Origin of the sequence: Planctomonas sp. JC2975, assembly GCF_012985205.1 — a bacterium.
GTDB lineage: Bacteria > Actinomycetota > Actinomycetes > Actinomycetales > Microbacteriaceae > Humibacter.
In genome coordinates, this window is record NZ_JABEKS010000004.1 from 139,987 (window position 1) to 155,404 (window position 15,418).

Consider the following 15,418-nt stretch of genomic DNA (forward strand, 5'->3'; position numbering starts at 1 on the left):
CGGACATCACGCCGCGCCGACCGCACCCTACGGGGCAGTGACTACTGGTTCAAAACCTCGGACTTGACACGGCTGGCCATCTCGGCGAGTCCGTCGTCGACGGACTTGCTGCCGGTCATGATCAGCTGGTGCTCCTGGTTGAGGATGGTGCCGATCGCTGCGGTGTTCGCCGCGACCGGGGCGTCGAGCTTGATCGTGTCGGGGTTGAACGCCTTCTTGGAGGTGGAGTCCTGCGGCATGCCGTCGAGCGCGAAGTACGCCTTCGTGATGTCGGGGCTGTGGTACGCGGGCACGATGCCGATGGATGCCACGGCCTTTGCGCCCTCGGGGCTCACCGCGAACTGCAGGAACTTCTTCGCCGCTGCCTGGTTCTTGGAGTTCTTGTTGATGCCGAACCCGGTCGGGCCGCCGTCGGTCGTGATCTTGCCGTTGGCCTTGATCTGCGGGAGCGGTGCGATACCCCAGTCCACGTTCGTCGTGCCTGCCGCCTTGTCGGCGAGCAGCGGCGCGATCAGCCACGTGCCCATCGGCACCATGGCGGCCTGGCCCTTCTCGAACACGTCCTTGTAGGCCACCTGCTGGCTGTTCGCCGTCGCCCAGTTCATGATCGTGCCCGCGTTCTGCATGCCGAGCGTCAGGTTGTACTGGTCCTTCATCCAGTCATAGCTGGGGTCATTCGGGTTGTTGCCCGTCTGCGCAGCAGCGATGCCCTGCACCATGGAGTTCCAGGTGTGGATGTAGGCGCCGTAGACCTTGGAGGCACCGTCGCCCTTGGTGAGCTTGGCGGCGTCGGCCGCGAACTCCTTCCAGGTGAGGTTCGTCGGGTCGGCGACGCCGGCATCCTTGAACATCGTCTTGTTGTAGTAGAGGACGTTGAAGTCCTGCCGGTACGGGATCGCGTACGTCTTGCCCTTGAAGTCGTAGTTCGCCAGGGCGGGGATCTTGTCCGACGGCAGCGACTTCGCGATGTCCGAGACGTCGACGAACTGCTGCTTCTGCGCGTAGCCCGAGTAGTCGGTGAGGTTCTTCACCGTGATGATGTCGGTGGTGTCACCGCCGGCCAGCATGGTGGTGATCTTGTCCTCGTAGTTGGCGGCGAGGATGTCGACGGGCTGGATGGTGATGTTCGGGTTCGCCTTGTGGAAGGCGTCGAACAGTGCCTTGAACTCCGGCGTCTGCGCGTAGTTCCAGACGGAGACGCGCAGTGTGGTCTTGCCGGGGGTCGAGCTGGCCGAGGTGTCGGACGCGGTGCCGGCGCATCCGGAGAGCGCGAGCGCCGCGGCAGCGATGACCGCGCCTGCCGCGATCAGAGAGCGTTTCATGAGGACATAACTCCTTTGTTATCGGGTTGCTTCTCGGTGGTGGTGAGGGTCTGGTGTTCTTCGGAATTGCTGGTCGGTGGTGAAGGTCTGTTCTGGTGCTGTGCAGCTCAGCGTCAGGCGCTCAGCTGCAGTTCTTCGCTCGTGATCTCGTCGAGCAGCGGCACGCCGGCGACGTAGCGCTCGAGCTCGTCGAGCGCGGCATCGGTGAGGCGGTGCACTTCTGAGCCGAGGGATCCGGCCACATGCGGCGTGATCATCACGTTGGGCAGGCCGAAGAGCACGGATTCCGCGCTGAGCGGCTCGGGGTCGGTCACGTCGAGCATCGCGTTGATGCGTCCGCTGGCGCATTCCGCCTCGAGGGCGGCCGTGTCGACGAGGCTTCCGCGGGCCGTGTTGATGAGCGTTGCGTGGTCGCGCAAGGCGGCCAGCTGGGTTGCGCCGATCATGTGTTGTGTCGACGGCAGCGCCGGCGCGTGCAGCGAGAGCACATCGACCAGCGGCAGGAGCTCCTCGAGCGCGACGAGTTCGCCGCCTGCTGCGCGCACCTCGAGCGGATCGGCGTACGGATCCGACACGAGCACGGTGACGTCGTCGAGCTGCTGCACGAGTTCGACGACTCGGCGCCCGACGCGACTGAATCCAACGACGCCGATCGTGAGCCCGAGGTTGGAGAGCTCGCCGTATCCGCTGATCTTGGCGGGGCTTTCCCGACGGGCGATCGGGTCGGCCGCGATGAAGGGCGCCTTCTTGCCCGCCATGATGATGGCGGCGAGCGTGAACTCGGCAACGGGGATCGCGTTGGTGTCCGCAGCGTTCGAAGCACGGATACCACGGCGCCAGAACTCCTCTGTCACCTGCGGTCGGATGGTTCCGGCGCAGTGCAGCATGGCGCGGAGCGCGGGCATGCGGTTCAACCGCGCTGCATCGAGGCGGGGGGCGCCCCAGCCGGTGAGCAGCACCTCGACACGCTCGAGACGATCAGCGAGCGCCGGAGCATCAAGGTCATCCGTGAACACCGGCTCCGGCACGTCCGCCAGGCTGTGCAGCCGAGCGAGACGGTCGGCGTCGAACTGCATCTCGAAGGTGTCGCGGGACATCACCACGAGGGCCTGTGGTTTGCCCGGCTCGGGCGTGGTCGGTGCGGTCATGCGGTGGGAGCTCCAGCGGATTCGTTCGGGAGTCGGAGTGCGTCGGAGTCGCCGTTGCGCCGTCGCAGAAGACAGTACATACTCAAACCCGATCGAGTTCAAACAGAACGATCAGATTCGAACACAAACAGACGCGAAAGTTCAAGAGGCCCGTCAGAACGGGCCACTCACCGGGGAGGTCGGCGACGGTGCCGCAACTGGGAACTCACGATGCACGAGCCACCACCGAGGCAGCGCCCGAGGAGAACGGGACCGCCGACCGGCGCGGGATCGAAGACGCTCCCGACTCCCGCGTCAACGCCCACGCGACGCCGCCCGCCGGCTTCCGCGTCGAGCACGCCGAGTTCCGCGGGCCGCTCTACGCGGAGTGGGGCGAGCGGATGCGCGAACCCGCCCTGCTCCCCACGCTGGCCGGTGCGCGCGGCCGGCTCGGCATCCCGTGCAGCTCCGACCGCGAAGCCTGGTCACGGGTGGATCCCGCGACCTCGGCGGCGGTGACCGAAGTCGCCGAGCGGGAGGCAGGCGGTCCCTGGCCGAACGCGCTGGCATCCTCGTTCGCACGGTTCGTGCGCGACGGCGATCGGGACGAGTTCCAGAACGCGGTGTTCGCCAGGCAGCATCGTCTGACTCGCGCCGTCGTGATGGCCGCTGTCACCGACGAACCGCGCTGGATCGACGAGGCGACTGACGGCACCGTTCTGTTCTGCGAGCAGTCCACCTGGTCGTGGCCGGCGCACGACGACGCGCACGCCCGGAGTGGATTCGTCATCTCCGACGCGTCCTCCCCCTACGTCGATCTGCAGGCCGGCGACATCGTTGCGCAGCTCGCCCTCGCCGACCACGTGCTCGGCGAGCGCTGGGATGCCACGTGGCCAGGGCTCAGGGAACGCATCCGTCACGAGGCCGAGCTGCGGGTGTTCATCCCGTTCGAGTCGCGCGACGACTTCTGGTGGCTCGGCTACTGGCGCGAGGTGAACAACTGGAACCCGTGGATCCTCGGCAACGTCCTGCTCGCCGCTGTACTGCTGATCGATGACGAAGAACGCCTCGCCCGGATCGTCGCGCGCGCTCTGGAGAGCCTCGATCGCTACGTCGCGGAGCTGCCGGCCGACGGCGCCATCGACGAGGGCGTCTCGTACTGGTGGAACGGCGCTGTGCGCATGCTCGAGTGCCTCGACCTCGTCGAGCGCATCACCGGCGGCGGACCGGCGGGGAGCGCTCTGGCCGGATCCGGCGTGCCCGTCGTGGCGCAGACCCTGCACTATCCGCTGCGCATGCAGCTCTCGGACGGGTGGTACGTGAACGTCGCGGACGGGCGTCCCGTCACAACGGGCAACGAGCCGTGGCACGTGCCGTTCCGGTGGGGACGCCGCCTCGGCGACGATCGCGTCGTGGCCTGGGCATCCGGAGCACGTCGTCCCGGTTCCCCGGTCGGCACCGCAGAGGGCGGACTCCCTCGCCTGCTGCACGCGATCGCCGACGCCGAATGGTGCGCGGCTGAGCCCGGTCCGCTTCCGCTGCCTGCTGGGGTCTGGCTCCCGTCCGTGCAGCTGGCCGTGATCCGTGCACGAAGCGGTTCGGCGGACGGGCTGGCGCTGGCCGCGAAGGGCGGCACCAACGACGAGAACCACAACCACAAGGACCTCGGTTCGTTCATCGTGGCGGCGGGCGGTCATCCGCTCGTCATCGACGCAGGCAAGCCGGTCTACACCGCGCAGACGTTCAGCCCGGAGCGCTACGAGATCCGGGTGATGCAGAGCGGATGGCACAACGCACCTGCTCCCTTCGGCCTCGAGCAGGGTGCCGGCCCCCGGTTCGCCGCTGCGGTGGTCACCGCCCCGTTCGGTGCGGCCGACGAGGTGCGCGAGCTCGACGCCATCGACCTGCCTGTCGAGTTCGCCCTCGAGCTGGCCGGCGCGTATCCGCTGGCGGAGCGACACGGATGGCGCCGCGCGTTCCGTCTCGTCTCCCCGACGCGGGCCGAAATCGTCGACGAGTGGAAGCTCAGCTCCCTGCCGCCAGCAGCGGATGCCACCGAGCCGAGGAACGGCTCCGCCCCCGTGCACGAGGTGCATCTGCTGCTCGCCGGCGCCGTGCGCCAGGACGACGGCCGGATCATCGTGCACCAGGACGGGCACGCGGTCGCGATCACCACAGCCGAGGGGATAGCACCGACGCTGGAGGTCTGGGAACTGGACGACCACGAGCTGAGCGCTGTCTGGGGCGATCGACTGACGAGGGCCACGTTCATCGTCGCGGGTCTCTCCGGGCGCCTGACCACCGTCATCGACGAGGTCGCCGACGATGGGCGTCTGCGATGAGCGGAACGGGAGATTCGCTGTTCTCGCTGCAGCGGCGGGAACGGATCATGGACGAGGTGCGCGGGCACGGATCCGTCAGCGTGAGCGAGATGGCCACCCGGCTCGGCGTCAGCGAGCTGACGATTCGTCGTGACATCAACGCGCTCGCCCAGCAGGGCCTGGTGACCCGCGTGCACGGCGGCGCGACGCTGCGCAGCTCGATCGAGCCGGGCCTGACCCCCGGGCTGGCTGGACACGATCCGACACTGACCAAGTACACGATCGGCATGGTCGTGCCGTCGCTCGACTATTACTGGCCGGCGATCGTGAGCGGTGCCAGGGCGCAGGCGACGCAACTGAGGGCACGGTTCCTGTTGCGGGCATCCACGTACGACGTGCGCGACAACCGCAAGCAGGTGGAGGCGCTGCTCAACACGCCGGGCATGCACGGGCTGATCGTCGCGCCCGCCACCTCGGGCCAGGAAGGCATCGAGATGCTGCGCTGGCTGGACTCGCTGCCTGTTCCGGTGGTGCTGGCCGAGCGGCGCATCCGCTCAGCAGCAGCAGTGCAACGCCTCGAGTCCGTCGCGACGGATCACGCGGCGGGCGCGGCACAGGCCGTCCGCCACCTGAGGGCGGTCGGTCACGAGCGCATCGGACTTCTCGCGCACTGGCACAATCCCACCTCGCGCTTCGTGCGGCACGGCTGGCGCAAGGCGCTGAAGTCGCTCGGCCTGCCGACGGACGTCGCCGATGTGGACACCACGAACTTCGACGGTCCGGATCGCGAACGCGCCATGGACGACGTGCTGCAGACCTGCAAGGACACCGGAACGACGGCTCTCATCGTGCTGTCGGATCCGCCTGCGCTCGCGTTGGAGCAGCACGCGCGCGACCGCGGCATCCGCGTGCCCGACGACCTCGCGCTCGTCGCGTACGACGACGAGGTGGCGCGCTTCGGCGACCCGGCGATCTCGGCCGTGCGTCCGCCCAAGCAGTTCGTGGGCCGCGAGGCCGTCAACCTTCTGATCGCCCGCCTGGATGCCGGATCCAGTCGTCCCGCGCACCGCGTGATGCTCAACCCGGAACTGCACGTGCGCGAGTCGTCCCGCCCGGCGGTTCCCGTGTCCGCGGGAGCCACGGCCCCCGACACCGCCCAGACCCCTGCCGCGGTCCCCGCTGCAATGCCCTCACCCACCCGAACCGAGGAAGATTCGTGACTCTGCTGTCCCTGCCGCCCGAAGACCGCGCCCTCTCGCCGTACACGGGCTGGACGCGAGAGCACTGGGCGGCCGTCGCCGATCACCTGCTGCTGTCCCTTCGCCCGTTCTTCTCGCCGACCGGCAGCCGGGTCGCGCTGGAAGGCCGAACGAGCGCGAACGGCGCCGACAGCGACGGCTTCGAGGGCTTCGCGCGCTCCCTTCTTCTCTATGCGTTCCGCTCTGCCGGCGAGAACGGGCGCGATCCGCTCGGCTTCACGCCGTGGTACCGGGACGGCCTCCTCGCCGGAACGGATCCCGCGAATCCCGAGCGCTGGCCCCTTCCGGGCGAGAGCGACCAGGCCAAGGTGGAGGCGGCATCCATCGCCCTCGCCCTACAGCTGACCAGGCCGTGGATCTGGGACACCTACACCGCGGATGAGCAGCGGCGCATCATCGACTGGCTCGCCCAGTCGCCCATCGGCTGGTACCCGGACAACAACTGGCTGTGGTTCCGCCTCACCGTCGAGACGTTCCTGGCGTCGGTCGGCGGGCCGCATGACCTCGATCGTGTGACGCACGACCTGGCGACGATCGAGTCCTACTACCGGGCCGACGGATGGTACGCCGACGGTTCCGTTCGCGCCTTCGACTACTACTGCGGCTGGGCCATGCACGTCTACCCGCTGCTCTGGACGGCCGCCGAGGGATCGGCCGAGCTCGGCGGACGCACCCTGGATCCGGTGTTCCGCGGCCGGCTGAGCGAGTTCCTCGACGACTACGTGCACCTGATCGGGGCGGACGGCGTGCCCGTCATCCAGGGCCGCAGCCTCATCTACCGGTTCGCGACCGCAGCACCGCTCTGGATGGGTGCCGTCAGCGGCGCGACGACCATCGCCCCTGGCCTCATCCGCCGTGCAGCATCCGGCGTGCTCAAGGCGTTCGTCGAACGCGGATCCATCACGCCCGACGGGCTTCTCACGCTCGGGTTCTTCGGCGAGTGGCCGGACATGGCGCAGAACTACTCGGGACCCGGATCTCCGTATTGGGCTTCCAAGGGGATGCTCGGCCTCCTGCTGCCCGCCGACCATCCGGTCTGGCAGGCGGTCGAGGAGCCCCTGCCGGTGGAGGTGGCGGACACCAGGACGGTCATCAGGCCGGCCGGATGGATCCTGAGCGGAACCCGCGACGACGGCATCGTCCGGTTGTTCAACCACGGCGCCGACCACGCGGCGAAGGGCGACGGCGCTGGCGACTCGCCCCTGTACGCGCGCTTCGGCTACTCGACGGCGACGATCCCGCCGCTGATCGGTGTCGCGATCGACGACCCTGCAGACAACTCGGCCGGTGTGCTCGACGCAGCAGGCCGATCCAGTCATCGCACCGGCTTCGACCGTGGCCTCATCGGAGACGACGGCATCGCGGCATGCGCGACCTCGGTCACGCACGCGCACTGGGTGGACTCCAGCGGCGACACGTCGCCCGATCACGGATCCGGCCGGCAGGGCGTCGTCGTCCCGGGCCCCGACCTCCAGACGGCTTCCGTCGTGCGCGGATCATGGGAGGTGCGGGCGGTGCGGGTCGCTCCACTCGATGCGGACGCGCCGGCGGATCGCAGCGGTGCCGACACGAGCAGGGCGGACGCATTCGCCGCGGCGCCCGTCGCCATCCGGATCAGCGGATGGCCGCTGTCCTCACCCACGCCGGCCGCAGCGGAGGTGAGTGCGCTGCACGCTCGGGTCGAGGCGGACCGTCTCGTGGCCGAACTCGTCGCGCTGACGGCCGGCGGACGTCCGTCGGTGCATGAGGAGTCGGGAACCTCGCCGCTCGGCGAGCACGTCTCGGTGCCGAGGCTCGAGTTCGACGACGTCGCGCCCGGCGAGACCGTCATCGTCGCATCCCGGCTGGGACGCGGTGAATCGCAGGCGCCGTCGGCGCGCGTCGTACGCAGCGGGGCCGGCGACGAGCTCGAAGTGACCTGGCCCGACGGCGCCCTGACCACGGTCCTTCTCGCCGCGGCCCGAGCGGTCTGAGCGAGCTCGGACCCACCCGAGCACCCCGAGCAAGCGCGGGGAGAAGAACGCCTCCGCGCCGGCCCGGCAGCGTCAGACGGCGGGAGTACTGTCTCGCAACGTCACGACGCCACGGATCGGCGCCGCATCGGTGTCACCATCGGTGAGCGCGAGTTCGAGGGACTGTTCGCCGAGGTCGCGCAGCGGCAGCGACACCGTCGTCAGCGATGGCACCACGTCCTGCAGCATCTCGATGTCGTCGAATCCGGCGACGGCGATCTCGGTTCCGGGCATGATCCCGCGCTCCCGCATCGCCGTCATGGCGCCGACCGCCATCACGTCGGTGACGGCGAAGACGCACTGCGGACGGATGCCGGCATCCAGCAGCGCGAGCATGTCGCGATATCCGCCGTGCCGCGAGAATCCGCCGTGCACGATCGCCGATTCCGCCGGACGGATGCCGTGTCCGGCCAGAGCGCCCAGGAACCCGCTCGCGCGATCCGCAGCGGTCGTCAGGCCGGCCGGACCGGCGAGTACGGCGAAGTCGCGATATCCGCGACCGATCAGGGCTTCGGCCAGCTCCGCCGCGCTTTCGGCATTCAGCACCGGAACCGCCCTGAAGCCGTTCGCCCGCGCGCCGATCAGCGCGACGCTGCCGCCCTGGCTCTCCACGGCGTTCAGCTCTGCAGCGATCGCTGCCTCGGTCGTCTCGTCGACGTAGCGGCTTCCGACGACGATCACGGCCGTCGGACGCTGGCCGCGCAGAGCGGCGATCGTCTCCACGACGTGCTCAGGCTCTGTGCCGGCTGAGGACATCGTCACGACGAGGCGATGACGGGCCGCGGCATCCACCACGCCCGCCGTGATCGCCGAGAAGTACGGGTCGGCGATGTCGCCGAGTACCAGCGCGACGGTGCGGCTCGTGCCGCGTGCGACCGCCTGCGCCTGCACGTTGGTCGTGTAGCGAAGCTCGAGCGCCGAGGCCTCCACCTTCGCCTTGAGCTCCGGGTTCACCGTGCGCGTGCTGCCGTTGAGTGCCCGGGACGCCGTCGCCAGTGAAACGCCGGCGTGCCGTGCGACGTCGGCCAGCGTGGGAACTGACGATGTCGCGCCCGATTCCTCACCCAGTGTGGTGTCGGTCCCTGTTGCCACTGCTGCTCCTTCGCACGCCGACCTCGGCGGTCCTCCTCACGATTCTCCCGCACACCGTAGGCAACCGCTGGTCGCAGCCGAGCGCAGCGACGGCACTCGGCGCCGGCGTCGCGGCGGAGGCCGGAAATGGCGCTACTTGATGCCGGTGGTGGCGATGCCTCGGATGAGGAAACGCTGGCCGACGAGGAACGCGAGGAAAACGGGTATCAGCGACACGACCGACATGGCGAACAGAGCTCCCCAGTTGCCGCCCGTCTGGTTGTCGATGAACTGTCCGAGAGCCACCTGCACCGTCCACGTGTGCGGCTGGGTCAGGTAAACGATCGGGCCGAAGAACTCGTTCCACATCCAGATGAACGTGAAGATCGTCGTCGTCGCCAGGGCCGGCGTCATGAGGGGCAGGATGACGCGGAAGAAGATCCGCGGATGCCCGCAGCCGTCGATGCGCGCCGCCTCGTCGAGCTCGCGCGGGATGCCGCGGATGAACTGCACCATCAGAAAGATGAAGAACGAGTCCGTGCCGAGGACCTTGGGCAGGATCAGCGGCCAGAAGGTGTTCAGCATGTGCACGAACGAGAACATGATGTACTGCGGCACCAGCGTCACCTGGAACGGCAGCATGATCGTCAGCAGCATGATCGTGAACGCGACCCGCTTGAACCGGAACTCCAGCCGGGCGAACGCGTAGGCGGCGAGCGAGCAGGCGAGCAGGTTTCCCAGGATCGCGCCGAGCACGATGATGATCGAGTTGCCGAGGTAGAGGCTGAACGGATCCGACAGCGCGTTCCAGCCTGCGGTGTAGTTGCTCCACTGGAAGCTGTTCGGAATGATGCTCGCGTCGGTGAAGATCGCGTTGTTCGGTCGCAGCGAGCTGACGACCATCCACAGCAGCGGATAGAGCATCACGAACGCCAGCAGGATCATGATGACGTGCTTGGCGACGCTCCACACCGAGCGCTTCACGCCACGCGACGCGGACCGGCTGCGCCTGCGCTCCTTCTCCGGCACCACGAGGGCTCGGGTTGCGGTCTCAGTTGTCATAGAACACCCAATACTTCGAGGTGGCGAACGTCACGGCCGTGATGATCGCGATGATGATGAACAGCAACCACGCCATCGCGGATGCGTAGCCCATATTGAATTGGTTGAAGCCCTGCTGGTACAGGTACAGCGTGTAGAACATGGTCGAGTCCGAGGGACCGCCTGTTCCTCCCGACACCACGAACGCCTGCGTGAACGACTGGAACGCTCCGATCAGCTGCAGGATGATGTTGAAGAAGATGATCGGCGAGAGCATCGGCAGCGTGATCCGGAAGAACCGGGTCCACCATCCGGCTCCGTCGATCGACGCAGCCTCGTAGTACATGTCGGGAATCTGGCGCAGGCCGGCGAGGAAGATGATCATCGGGGCGCCGAACGTCCACACGTTCAGGATGATGATCGTGCCGAGCGCGTACTGCGGGTCGGAGATCCATCCGGGCATGTTGTGCAGCCCGAACAGCCCCAGCACCTGGTTCACCAGGCCCGTCTGGCTGAAGATCTGACGCCACAGGATCGCGACCGCGACCGAGCTGCCCAGCAGCGACGGCAGGTAGAACACCGACCGGTAGAACGGCAGCGCCCGCATCCCCTTGTCGAGAACGAGTGCCGCCGCGAGCGCGATCACCAGCTGGATCGGCACCGAGATGAACACGTACTCGAAGGTGACGCGCAGCGAGTTCAGCAGGCGCGCGTCCTGGAACATGCGCACGTAGTTGTCGAACCCGATGAAGTGCGGAGCCTGAATCAGGTTGTAGTTCGTGAACGACAACCAGAGCGACGCGATCATCGGACCGGCGGTGATGAGCACCAGGCCCAAGAGCCATGGCAGCAGGAAGAAGAATGCCGCCTTGTTGTCGCGTTTGCCGGTCGTCTTCGACGACCTCACAGAACGCAACTCTTCGAAGACGCTCACGCGAGCCCCCTTGTAATCGACACTGAATACATGGTGCGGATCCGCCGGCGTCCCGCACTGGCTGACAGTACAGGACCGGTGGCGAAGTCACCCCGGAAAGCGCTTCCCGCCCGATGTCCGAGCAACGGTACCTGTAGGGACCCGTACTCGTCAAGCGCACTCAGAAAGCGATTTCTGACACAGACTAACATCCGTGCCCGCCTCCTCTGACCACGTCGCGGAGCACGACCTCGCAACGGAAGTGCTGCGATGCCGTCATCTCCCCGCGGAACCAGAGCAGAAGACTGCGATCCGGGTCACCGGGAACCGCGATCGGGCGCAGATTGTCGACGTCCGAGCCGCAAGTGATCGCCTCCCACCTCCAGCTCGCGCCCGAATCCGTCGTTCGGCCGGCATAGATCTCGTGGTGTGCGGTGCGCTCGTCGGTCCGCGGGTCGAACGGAGTCGACAGGTAGACGACGTCCAGGTCGTCGGGGTCGATGACGGCGAGTCCCGTGTAGTCCTGCTCGTGCGGCAGCAGCCCGGCACCCGCCTTGGCGAGCGGATGCCGCACCCAGGATCCGTCCGCCTCCAGCCGTGCGTAGACGAAGCGGTGGTCCAGCACCGGACGCATCCTGGCGAACTCCTCGTCGGGCCCGGGATCGTCGTCCCCGCGCGCCGAGAGGGTGGCGGCGATCGTTCCAGCCGCATCCCGACGGATGTCGGACGTCCAGGCGTGCGTGAGCGCTACGCCGCCGATCCGCTCCCCCGCACGCAGCACCGTCGTCAGCCCCACCTGCGACGCGCCATCGGTCTGCGGATCGAACGGATGCTCGTCGAACACGGATCCGTCGCTCCTGCGCAGCGCGCCGCCCGCGAAGTAGCCGTGGTAGATCGAGTTGTCGTAGTCGCGCGGATGATGGTCCGTCGTGACCAGATCGATCCGGCCATCGGATGCCGCATACCGCGTGTACCCGTTGACGTAGCCGACCTTGGGCCTGGTGAAGACCTTGCCGGCATACGCCCACGTGTCGCCGTCATCGTCGGAGACGAGCACGCAGGGATCGTCGTTGACGGCCCTGCTGAAGCAGTACAGTCGTCCGTCCAGCTCGTGAAGATTGCAGTAGGTGACACCGCGCCCGCCGGTGAACGGAGCCCAGTCGAAGGTGTGCTCGGGTCCCCAGGTGGTGGGATCACCCGGCTCGCTGACTCGCCAGCACATCAGGTCGTTGGTCTTGTGCTTCGTGTAGGCGGCGAGCCAGCGGCCGTCGGCGCGTCGCCACAGCGCAGGAACGTCGTGGTCGTCCGTCTCGAACGCCTCGTGCAGCACGACGATCCTGGCCGTCTGCGACGCGAGATCGACAACGGTCAGCTCGACGTTCCCGGCTCGCGTCTCGCCCCCCGGTCCCTCCCCAGCGGCGATCGAGCCGACGACCAAGGTCTGCGTGTCCCGGTCGACGATGGCGCGCTCGTCCTGAAACCAGCACCAGGCCCCGTTGTCATTGATGACGTACTCGGTCATGGATTCCTTTCACGCGACCGCACGGCGTCGGGAACATCCGTCAGGTCGCAGGCAGCGATGCTCGGCCCGAGCGAGGAGTCGCGCTCGGGCCGAGAGTTCACGTGCGTCGATGCGTCTGGGCTACGAGTTGGTGTCCAGCAGGCTCTGGACCTCGGACTTGAACGCAGCGGCGGCATCGGCGGGAGTCGCGCGGTTGAAGATGACGTCCTGCGTGTGGCGCTGCGCCACCTGGGCCACCGTGCTCGTTCCCTTCGGCGGCACCGGCGGCACCCAGCTGATCTCGCTCGTGACGTTCTGCATGTAGGCGATGGCGAGCTGGTCTGTCTTCGCGAGCAGCGGCGTGATCGTCTCGAGCACCTTCTCGTTCGTGGGAATGCCTCGATCGATCAGTTGCAGCTTCGCTGCCGACGTGTCGTTCAGGAAGACGTTGATCAGGCCGCCGGCCTGCGCCGGATACTTCGTCTGCGCCGACATCGACCAGTACATCGACGGCTTGAGGTAGAGGCCGTTCTTCTTCGCCGAACCGGACGAGCTCGGCGGGCGGAGCAGCACCAGGTCACCGCCGTTCGCCTGGGCGAGCGCCGTGAGCTGGGAGTTCCAGTGCCATCCCATGGCGGACTTGCTCGTGCCGAAGAGCTCCTGCTGCACTGACGAAGCGATGTCGTTGGTGTACTGGTCGGCGGTGGGGCCGCCGCCGGATGCGAAGAGTTTCTTGACCATCGTGAACCAGCTCGCGACCCCGTCGGCCGTGAAGGCGAGCTTGCCCTTGTCCGTGTAGAGCTGCTGGCCGTGCTGGTGCAGCCAGATCTGCAGATCCTGGTCGGCTCCGTACCACGACGTACCGGTGAAGGCGCCGCCGGAGGCCTTCGCGAGCTTCGTGCTCAAGGCGATGTAGTCATCCCAGGTCCAGGTCTTGTCGTCGGGGAGATCGACACCGGCCTTCTCGAACAGCGACTTGTTCGCGAACACGCTGTAGACCGTGTTGCCGGCGGGGATGCCGTACAGCTTGCCGCCCTGCGTTCCCGCGGCCAGCGACGATTTCAGAGGCGCCGTGTCGATGCTGCCGACGTTGCTCATGTCGAGCAGCGCGCCGCGGCCGCCGTACTCGGCGATGTACGCCTGGTCCATCTGGATGATGTCCGGCGCCGTCTGCGCTGCCACCTGCGTGGACAGCTTGGTCCAGTACGTCGCCCACTCTCCGGGCGCCTGGGTGACAGTGACCTTCGGATGCGCCGTCGTGAAGTTCGTCACGATCGTGCCGGTGTACTGCGTGCGAAGCGGATTGGTCCACCACGCGAGCGTGAGCGTCGACTTCTTGAAGGCGTCGCCCGCGGCCGCCGTCGTCGTCGCGCCCCCGCCGGTCGGCGCGGAGGTTCCGCACCCCGCGAGTAGGAATGTCGTGCCGATACCGGTCAGTGCGAGCGCACCGAACTGGCGCCGAGAGAGCTGCTGTGACATGTGGCCTCCTTGCCAAGCTGTGATCGAGCGGATCCGGCTGCGCGGAGCGTGCGTCACGGCAACCTCGTGAAAGTGAACGCTCACTTTCTAGAGTGCAGAATGCACTATCGACCCCTTAAGATGCAAATGGATCGACCACGACGCGCATCGAATACGGCCATCACCGACGAGATCCGGCCGAATGCCCCGGCGTCGGATACCGTGACGAACGCGGAGCGGTCGCTCGCCGCGAGACGAAGGACGTCCGCCCGAAGGGACCACCGGATGAGGGATCAGATGGCCAACAAAGCGACACGAGCGACGGCTCCGAGGCGCAAGCGCGTGACGATCATGGAAGTGGCGGGTCACGCGGGCGTCTCGCACCAGACCGTGTCCCGCTATCTGCAGTTCAACGGCGGGCTCAAGCCTGCGACGGTCGAGAAGATCGAGGCCGCGATCCGGGACCTGGACTACAAGCCGGATCTCATCGCCCGGTCGATGCGCACGCGTCGCACCAACCGCATCGCGATCGTGCTTCCCGAGCTCACGTACTACCTGCCCATGCCGTTCCAGGGCGCGACGGCCGTGGCGCACGAGGCCGGATACGAAGTCGACGTCGTGAGCCTGGAGGGCGACGAAGCCCGTCGGCGCGATCGAGTGCGCTCGCTCCTGGAGAGCGAACGGGTCGAGGGGGTGCTCTCCCTGACTCCGCTCGGAGACACGCTGTCCCTGGAGGCGGAGCCATCGACGCCGATCCTCGTCGTCGGTCAATACGACGACAAGATGCGCTCGACGGGCTCATTCGCCGACGGCGCCTTCGCCGCCGAGGTCGTCAAGCACCTGGCCGACCACGGCCACCGCCGATTCCTGCACGTGGCCGGTGACCAGCGGTGGGCATCCGCCCGCAATCGCCTGCTCGTCTACGAGCAGACCATCGAACGGCTCGGCCTCGAGTCGTACGGCATCGTCGGCGGCGAGTGGACGGCGCAGTCCGGCTACGACGCGGCCAGAGATCTGCCGGCGAACTCCGGAGTGACCGCTGTCTTCGCCGCGAAGGACACCATCGCGTTCGGTGTGATCCGCGGACTGCAGGATCGCGGCATGCGCGTTCCCGACGACATCAGCGTCGTCGGATGGGACAACGACGAGTTCGCTCGCTTCTCCGCTCCCACGCTGTCGACGGTCGAGGACAACCTCGAACTCATCGGCCGACGGAGCATGCAGCAGCTGATCGCCCGCATCGAGGGAATGGAGCCGCCCGAGGTACCGCAGGAACTCATCGGCCGGCTGATCCCTAGGGGATCCAGCGGACCGGCACCAGTCTCCCGCTGAGCAGTGCCACGAACGCGTCGACCAACCGCCGTGCCGGAGCGAGTTGCCCGTGGGCGTTGAC

At 67.5% G+C, this 15,418-nt stretch carries 11 protein-coding genes; 4 read left to right on the forward strand and 7 right to left on the reverse strand.

Annotated elements, in window-relative coordinates:
- Window positions 1-41 precede the first annotated feature (41 nt).
- Complete coding sequence (locus HII28_RS18660) at window positions 42-1,322, reverse strand: sugar ABC transporter substrate-binding protein (protein ID WP_170027371.1); 1,281 nt, start codon at window positions 1,320-1,322, stop codon at window positions 42-44.
- A 113-nt stretch (window positions 1,323-1,435) separates the two neighbouring features.
- Window positions 1,436-2,470 (reverse strand): hydroxyacid dehydrogenase, encoded by a 1,035-nt coding sequence (locus HII28_RS18665; RefSeq protein ID WP_170027372.1) that lies wholly within the window; start codon window positions 2,468-2,470, stop codon window positions 1,436-1,438.
- A 188-nt stretch (window positions 2,471-2,658) separates the two neighbouring features.
- On the opposite strand from HII28_RS18665, the gene HII28_RS18670 reads away from it, so the two are divergent.
- From HII28_RS18670 to HII28_RS18680, 3 genes are read left to right on the forward strand one after another with little or no spacing between them, the layout of a single operon-like run.
- Window positions 2,659-4,791, forward strand: a complete 2,133-nt coding sequence (locus HII28_RS18670) for a heparinase II/III family protein (protein WP_170027373.1) — start codon at window positions 2,659-2,661, stop codon at window positions 4,789-4,791.
- Window positions 4,788-5,990, forward strand: a complete 1,203-nt coding sequence (locus HII28_RS18675) for a substrate-binding domain-containing protein (RefSeq protein WP_170027374.1) — start codon at window positions 4,788-4,790, stop codon at window positions 5,988-5,990. Before HII28_RS18670 ends, HII28_RS18675 begins: the two co-directional genes overlap by 4 nt.
- Window positions 5,987-8,002, forward strand: a complete 2,016-nt coding sequence (locus HII28_RS18680) for a DUF2264 domain-containing protein (RefSeq protein ID WP_205865083.1) — start codon at window positions 5,987-5,989, stop codon at window positions 8,000-8,002. Before HII28_RS18675 ends, HII28_RS18680 begins: the two co-directional genes overlap by 4 nt.
- Before the next feature lie 72 nt (window positions 8,003-8,074).
- Here HII28_RS18680 and HII28_RS18685 read toward each other — a convergent pair whose 3' ends face one another.
- From HII28_RS18685 to HII28_RS18705, 5 genes are all read right to left on the reverse strand, one after another.
- On the reverse strand, window positions 8,075-9,133 hold the full coding sequence (locus HII28_RS18685) for a LacI family DNA-binding transcriptional regulator (protein ID WP_205865084.1): 1,059 nt from the start codon (window positions 9,131-9,133) through the stop codon (window positions 8,075-8,077).
- A gap of 132 nt (window positions 9,134-9,265) precedes the next feature.
- Entirely contained in the window at window positions 9,266-10,174 is a 909-nt protein-coding gene (locus HII28_RS18690) for a carbohydrate ABC transporter permease (protein WP_170027375.1), read from the reverse strand.
- Window positions 10,164-11,087, reverse strand: coding sequence for a sugar ABC transporter permease (locus HII28_RS18695; RefSeq protein WP_346769413.1), 924 nt, complete (start codon window positions 11,085-11,087; stop codon window positions 10,164-10,166). Before HII28_RS18695 ends, HII28_RS18690 begins: the two co-directional genes overlap by 11 nt.
- Before the next feature lie 184 nt (window positions 11,088-11,271).
- Window positions 11,272-12,588: a BNR-4 repeat-containing protein gene (locus HII28_RS18700; RefSeq protein ID WP_170027376.1), complete on the reverse strand. Its 1,317-nt coding sequence runs from the start codon at window positions 12,586-12,588 to the stop codon at window positions 11,272-11,274.
- Between the two features lie 120 nt (window positions 12,589-12,708).
- Window positions 12,709-14,046, reverse strand: coding sequence for an extracellular solute-binding protein (locus HII28_RS18705; RefSeq protein ID WP_170027377.1), 1,338 nt, complete (start codon window positions 14,044-14,046; stop codon window positions 12,709-12,711).
- Between the two features lie 330 nt (window positions 14,047-14,376).
- Here HII28_RS18705 and HII28_RS18710 point away from each other — a divergent pair, with 330 nt between their 5' ends.
- On the forward strand, window positions 14,377-15,357 hold the full coding sequence (locus tag HII28_RS18710; protein WP_240978415.1) for a LacI family DNA-binding transcriptional regulator: 981 nt from the start codon (window positions 14,377-14,379) through the stop codon (window positions 15,355-15,357).
- Window positions 15,358-15,418: the final 61 nt, after the last annotated feature.